Source organism: Streptomyces alkaliphilus (assembly GCF_014141535.1).
Classification (GTDB): Bacteria; Actinomycetota; Actinomycetes; order Streptomycetales; family Streptomycetaceae; genus Streptomyces; species Streptomyces alkaliphilus.
Genome location: NZ_VKHT01000297.1, coordinates 1 through 5,343, shown reverse-complemented (window position 1 = coordinate 5,343; position 5,343 = coordinate 1). Strand labels below are relative to the sequence as shown.

Annotated in this window: 7 protein-coding genes; 3 read left to right on the top strand and 4 right to left on the bottom strand. The window is 70.3% G+C overall.

The features are described 5' to 3' along the window. The first annotated feature begins 54 nt into the window (after positions 1-54). Positions 55-441 (top strand): F0F1 ATP synthase subunit epsilon, encoded by a 387-nt coding sequence (locus tag FNQ90_RS11575; protein WP_182606296.1) that lies wholly within the window; start codon positions 55-57, stop codon positions 439-441. A gap of 121 nt (positions 442-562) precedes the next feature. Beyond that, a complete protein-coding gene (locus FNQ90_RS11570) occupies positions 563-1,009 on the top strand; it encodes a DUF2550 domain-containing protein (RefSeq protein ID WP_182606295.1) in 447 nt (148 codons plus the stop codon). A gap of 96 nt (positions 1,010-1,105) precedes the next feature. Here FNQ90_RS11570 and tgmC read toward each other — a convergent pair whose 3' ends face one another. From tgmC to FNQ90_RS11550, 4 genes are all read right to left on the bottom strand, one after another. Then, a complete protein-coding gene (gene tgmC / locus FNQ90_RS11565; protein ID WP_182606294.1) occupies positions 1,106-2,365 on the bottom strand; it encodes an ATP-grasp peptide maturase system methyltransferase in 1,260 nt (419 codons plus the stop codon). Next, entirely contained in the window at positions 2,362-3,333 is a 972-nt protein-coding gene (gene tgmB / locus FNQ90_RS11560) for an ATP-grasp ribosomal peptide maturase (protein ID WP_194432435.1), read from the bottom strand. Before tgmB ends, tgmC begins: the two co-directional genes overlap by 4 nt. Further along, positions 3,330-3,593, bottom strand: a complete 264-nt coding sequence (gene tgmA / locus FNQ90_RS11555) for a putative ATP-grasp-modified RiPP (protein ID WP_182606293.1) — start codon at positions 3,591-3,593, stop codon at positions 3,330-3,332. The genes tgmB and tgmA overlap by 4 nt, the downstream gene beginning before the upstream one ends. A gap of 334 nt (positions 3,594-3,927) precedes the next feature. Continuing rightward, complete coding sequence (locus FNQ90_RS11550; protein ID WP_228471054.1) at positions 3,928-4,122, bottom strand: hypothetical protein; 195 nt, start codon at positions 4,120-4,122, stop codon at positions 3,928-3,930. A gap of 200 nt (positions 4,123-4,322) precedes the next feature. On the opposite strand from FNQ90_RS11550, the gene FNQ90_RS11545 reads away from it, so the two are divergent. Next, entirely contained in the window at positions 4,323-5,285 is a 963-nt protein-coding gene (locus tag FNQ90_RS11545; protein ID WP_182606291.1) for a helix-turn-helix domain-containing protein, read from the top strand. Positions 5,286-5,343 lie beyond the last annotated feature (58 nt).

The window sequence follows — 5,343 nt, the reverse complement described above, 5'->3', positions numbered from 1 at the left end:
CCACCACCCCGTCCGTCCCCGGACTTCCCCCCAGAACATTCGGAAGGGGCCATCGTGGCCAAGTTGCAGGTGGAGCTGGTCGCCGCGGACCGCAGGGTCTGGTCCGGCGAGGCCTCCCTGGTCGTCGCCCGCACCGTCACCGGCGACATCGGCATCATGCCCAACCACCAGCCGGTGCTGTCGGTCCTGGAGACCGGCCCCGTCACCATCCGCACCACCGGCGAGACCGGCGAGGGCACCGTCGTCGCGGCGGTGCACGGCGGCTTCCTCTCCTACGCTGACGGTAGGCTGTCGCTGCTGGCGGAGATCGCGGAGCTCGCCGACGAGATCGACGTCGAACGGGCGGAGCGCGCCCTGGAGCAGGCCAAGGCGGATGCCGACGCCTCGGCCGAGCGTCGGGCACACATCCGATTGGCGGCCGTCGCAGCGGGAACGCGCTGAGACATCGGGCCTCCCCGCCCGGCGCGTCGTCCACGGCGGCCCGTCCGGGGAGGGTGGGTCGTGACACCGCCGGCGCGGTTCCGGCACGAGGCGAAACGACGATGCGAGGAGGTCGATCGGGATGGTCCTCGCTCTGATCGTGTGCGGCGCCGTCCTGGCGCTGGTGGTGTTCGGACTGCTGGGCTTCGGTGTCCGGCGCAGGGTCATCCAGCGCGCCGGCGGCACCTTCGACTGCTCCGGCCGGTGGACGCCGCCGGCGCCGGGTCAGTCCTCCGGCAAGAACTGGGTGTACGGCGTCGCCCGCTACAACGGGGACCGCATCGAGTGGTTCCGCGTCTTCTCCTATCTGCCCAAACCGCGCCTGTCGCTGGAGCGGGACCTCATCGAGGTACGCGAGCGGCGGCATCCACAGGGTGACGAGGAGGTGGCCCTGCTGCCCGGCGCCATCGTGCTGACCTGTCGACACGACGGCTCCGACCTCGAACTGGGCATGAGCGAGGACGCCCTCACCGGCTTCCTCGCCTGGCTCGAAGCGGCCCCGCCGGGTCGTCGGGTGAATGTCGCCTGACCATCACTTCCCGGCCGGGGCCGTTCGCGTCCCCGGCCGAGGTGTTTCCCGGGGCCGTTCCCCGGCGCGGTGGCGGCGGACCCCGGAGCGGCCGGCTCAACCGGCCGGCGCGTCCGTCGGCAGCTCCCACCGGGGGCCGTCCGGGCTCCCCGCCCACACCCACTGCCGGGAGCCGGTGACCGTCATCCCGAACCGCGTCTGATCCGGCCTCCCCGCCCGGTCCCAGCGGTTCAGCGTCTCCTCCACGGCGTCCCACAGCCGCACCGGACCCGCCTGCCGCACCCGGTGACCGCCCCGCGCGTCGGGCAGGAGGGTGGCGGAGGAACCGGTGGTGGGATCCACCAGGTGTTCCAGGAAGGTGCCGTCCCGCGCCGGGGTGCCGAGGTGACGGGCGGTCGGGACGGCCAGTTGGACCAGGAACGCCGTGGTCCAGTCCTCCAACACGGCCGGTCCGTGGTCGGTGGCCCGCTCGCCGGCGTCCTCCCGGTTCAGAAGGTTCGCCAGACCCCGGACGGTGGGTGCCGCGTGCCCCGCCGCACCCATGAAGGAGACGCGGCCCGGCAGGAATTCACCGCTCGCCCCGCCCGCTTCCCCTCCCCGGGTCAGACGCACCAGGCCGTGGGCCGGCAGCCAACCGGAGAGCGGGACCAGCAGGGTCCCGCCGGGCCGCACCTGATCGAGCCAGGGCACGGGGACGTGCCGCACCGAACAGGTGGCGACGAGACGGTCGTAGGGGGCGCCCTCCGGATGGCCGCGCAGCCCGTCGCCGACCACCAGACCCGGGCGCCGGCCGATGGCAGCCAGCGCCTCCCGGGCCGAACGGGCGGTCCCGGCGTCGTACTCCACCGAGGTGACCGCGTGGTCCCCGCAGCGCTCGCACAGCAGGGCGGTGGAGTACCCGGTGCCGGTGCCGATCTCCAACACCCGGTCCCCGGGCCGGACGCCGGAGTCCTCCAGCATCCGAACCACCAGGCCCGGCAGGGTGGAGGACGAGGTGGGGGTGCCCGTCACCGGCCCTTCCACGTCCTCCGGACGGCGGTCGCCGTCGAGGCGGGTCACCAGGGTGGTGTTGGAGTAGACGGCCTTCAGGCGGGAGGACGGCTCCTCCTTCCCGCTCCCCCCGACGCGGGGCGTCCAGGTGGTCGGGCCGGGGCCGTCGGTCCGTTGGAAGAAGGCGGGGACGAACACGTGCCGGGGGACCCGGAGGACGGCCTCCCGCCACTCCGGGGAGCGCAGATCCCCCCGCCGCCGCAGCTCGTCCGCCAACTCCGCCCGCAGCCGCGCGGTGGGGTCGGCCCCGGGGCCGGTAGCGGGTTCACAAGGTGGTGCGACGGTCGGGGAGTGCTGCTCGGTCATGGGGAAACGCCCTTTTCCAGTACGTCGGCGAGGGCGACGGTGATCCCCCTCGTGGTGGCGGGGTCGACGAAGGCCCATTGGCCGTTCGGGTTGCACTCGAGGAAGTGCCAGGCCCCGTCCCGGTCGATGGCGAAGTCGAAGGCCCCGAAAACGAGGCCGAGAGTCCTCAGGTAGAGCTCCGCGCTCCTCCGGACGGTGGCGGGGGCCTCGACGGGGGAGAAGGAGACGAGCGAGTAGTCCATGCGCCAGTCGGGGTGATCACCGTCGAGAGTGATCCGGGTGGTGAAGGATTCGCCGCCCACCACCGCCATCCTCGCGTCGGCGGTTTTGATGACCTGCTTCTGGAACAGATGAGGACAGGCGCGAAGGGAGGAGTCGATCTCCTCGGCCGTCACGGGGCGAACCCAGATGGTGCGCAGTTCCCCGTTCTCCCGATAGTCGGTGTGGCGGAGGGGTTTGTAGACCACCGGATGATGTGCCCGGATGAATTCCCTGGCGGCTTCGGGTTCGTTGGTGATCAGGGTCGGGGGAACGGTGAAGTCGGAGGCGAGGGCGGTGGTCAGTTGGACGGGTTTGTACTCCGCCGCCGCGTTGCGGTGGGGATGGTTCACCTGCAGGCAGTCGGGAAGCGCCACCAGGAGACCGCTCAGACCGTGTCTGATCTGAGCGGTGGTGAAATCCCGTTGATGCCCGGCCGGGTCGTCGGCCGGGAAAGTGGAGGCGGTGGGGGAGGGGCGACGGTGGTACACCGCCCTGATCCCGTGTGGATCCACCTGGCGGGTGGGGGTCCGAAGATCTCCCCGCCAGTCCTTCCCGGCTCCCGCCCCGACCGCCAGGGTCACCCCCTCGGGGCGACCCGTGTCGAGGCGGACCACGGGAACCCCCCGCCGGTGCAGCTCGCCGATGACATGGTCGGCCGTGGGGTCGTCCAGCCGGGTGTTCACCAGAACGGGTCGGGAATCGATCAAGGCTGATCCTGATCGCTCTCCTGGTCACTGCCCTGGTCCAGACTGTTGGGACCCTGGCCGTCCCCACTGGTGCGGGTTTTGGTTTCCAGTCCCGTACCGGTTCCGTGGGTACCCATGTCGATGATCTTTCCGCCGGCGTCTTGGTACACGGCGGTCTGGGTTCCGGCATCGAGCGTCACGGCTCTTCCGGCGACCCGGATGACGGCCGGATACGATTCCATACGGGTCAGCCCCCAAGGAAACACGATCCCCTCCCTCATCGAAAACCCCTTCATTTTCGGGACGGCGTCCGGTCGAAGTGAGGGGGGAGTCGAATGCTACTCGACGCTCCGTCACCCCTTCGACGGTCCACGCATCGGTGATGGATGCTTTCCGATGGCATCCTTCCCCTCGAGGTGGCGCCTTCCACTCGGCGGTGAAAACTCTGATATTCGCATGGCATATGTTCCCCCGGTGAAGGCGCCCGAAGTGGCTGAACGGATCCAAGTGAAGCGGATGAAAGTTTTTCGGCATGTCGACCCGTGTCGGGCGTGAGGGGTCCCGGCTCGTGCCCCTCGCGGGGTCGCTGATGTCGCAGACCCTTACCTCGCTTGGTCACCGGAGCCCTCCGGCACGGCGGTGGAGGTCGAGTTCGGCCATGCGGGCGCGAAGCGCCTCGGTCGTGTCCGGGCGTCGGAGATATTCGACGCGGGTGTCCCACTCGCGGCCCCCGATGGCCGGCCGCAACCACACCCTGCCGTTCCACACGTCCATCACCCGACCCGTGGTTCCCCGGCTGGTGTCCACCACGAGTTCACCTTTCCGGGGAGTCCATTCGACATGGTCGGGATGATGGTTTTCCATGATCTTTCCTCGCGATGATCCGATGGTGCGATCGGGCTCGTCCTGCGGTCCCCTCTTCCCGCCATGGTGGTTTTCCTCTGTGATCACCCGGTAGGTGACCGGTGTTGACTACGATGGAATTCCCGGTCAATCCACAGAGGTTCACCATGAGTGACTTCGCTCGTATCGCCCGCCGGGCTCTGCGGGACGGCGGGTATTCCATGCGCGCGGCCGCCAGGGCGCTGAACTACGACCCCGCGTACCTCTCCCGCGTGCTCAACGGGAAGCAGCGACCCTCCCCGCAGTTGGTCGAGGCACTGGACGGTCTGGTGGGCGCCGACGGAGCGCTCCGGGCCGTCGTGATGGACGAGGAGGGCGAATCCCGGGTGGCCGGGGCCCTGACCCGACCGGCGGGGGTGGACGGCCGAACGGTCGAGGCGTTGGTCGGCGTGCTGAGGGCACAGCGGCGGCTGGAGGACGCCATCGGCCCGACTCCCTTGATTCCCGCTGTTCGTGCGCAACTGGAACAGGTGGGAACGTTGGCGCGGGAGGCGCGGGGGCCGCACCGCAGGGCCCTGCTCGCGGTGGCGGCCGAGTGGCACCAGTACGCGGGATGGCTGCACGCCGCCGTACGGCGCGATGCCCGGGCGCTGGAGTTGTTGTCGGCGGCCGAGGAACTGTCCGACGAGGCGGGGGACGGCACCGTCGCCGCCGTGGCCGTGAGCTTTCGGGGGTACGTGGCCCGTCAACGGGGAAATTTCCGTGGAGTTCTCCGTGCCTCCCACGCCGCTCTCCACGCACCCGGAGCTCACCCGACCCAACGGGTTTTCGACACGCTGCAGGCGGCCGGTGGATACGCGGGGTTGGGGGAGAGGGAAAAGGCACGGAGGCTGCTGGGTGAGGCGGCGGAGGCATCCACCCGGGTATCGGACCCCCCGTCCATCGTCTATTGGTACAGCCCGCAGTTCTTTCAGATGAACATCGGCATGGTCAGCCTGTCGCTCGACGACCACGCGGCAGCGGCCGACCTGTTGTCCGAGGGATTGCGAGGACTACCGGCCGAACAACGCGGTGCGGAATGGACCACGGAGTACCGCACCGCCCTCGCCCGCGCCGAGCGCGCCCGGTGAGGAAGCGTCCCGCCGGCCGGTGCGCCGGGTGCGGGGAGGCCGGCACCTCACGGGGTGC